The sequence below is a fragment of the Sulfolobus sp. B1 genome (genome assembly GCF_007050195.1).
GTDB lineage: Archaea > Thermoproteota > Thermoprotei_A > Sulfolobales > Sulfolobaceae > Saccharolobus.
On the sequence record NZ_QIMI01000340.1, the window covers coordinates 1 to 659 of the forward strand.

Here is a 659-nt window from a genome sequence, read left to right on the forward strand (position 1 = left end):
TTAGCAAGCCTCTTCTTAGGTATAGCCATGGCAGGAAGTCCGGATATGGGATGGTATATGTATCCTCCGCTAGCTATAGAATCCAATAGTCAGTTTCACGCTTTTCTATTCTATACCACTCCAGCCTTAATGGGAATGGCATACTTAGTCCTTACTTTAGCTTTCGTCTTACAAACCGCATCATTTATTACGTTGATAGTTGACGCGTATGCTACAAAGCCAAAGGATCAAAGGTTAAACATATTTGCAGCATATGGTGTAGCATTTGGAATAGTTATTGCTATAACTCTCCCTGCTTTAGCAGCATCCACATTATGGTATGTTTTACACTTCTTCGCAGGGATTCCAGTAAATCCTTTACTATGGGCATTATTGTTCTGGTTCTATGGTCATCCTGTAGTTTATTACGTTCCCTTCCCATTATTTGGCGCATTATACTATTATATACCAATATATGCTGGAAGACCATTATTTAGTGAAAAATGGGCTAGGTGGAATATTTATCTATTGTCGATAGGTACTATGTTAATTTGGGTACATCACCTACAGACTTGGCCATTACCTATTGGGTTAAGAATCTGGGTGAATTTATCTACCCTAATTCTAGCCTCAGGTTCCGGTTTAACGGTGATGAATTTAGGCTTAACTATATTGACTTC

General features: G+C 38.5%; 1 protein-coding gene. It reads left to right on the top strand.

Annotated features, from left to right (window positions below; translation table 11 throughout):
• Positions 1-659 (top strand): cbb3-type cytochrome c oxidase subunit I (locus tag DMP16_RS10590; protein WP_185957878.1); only part of this gene is annotated, 659 nt, incomplete at both ends.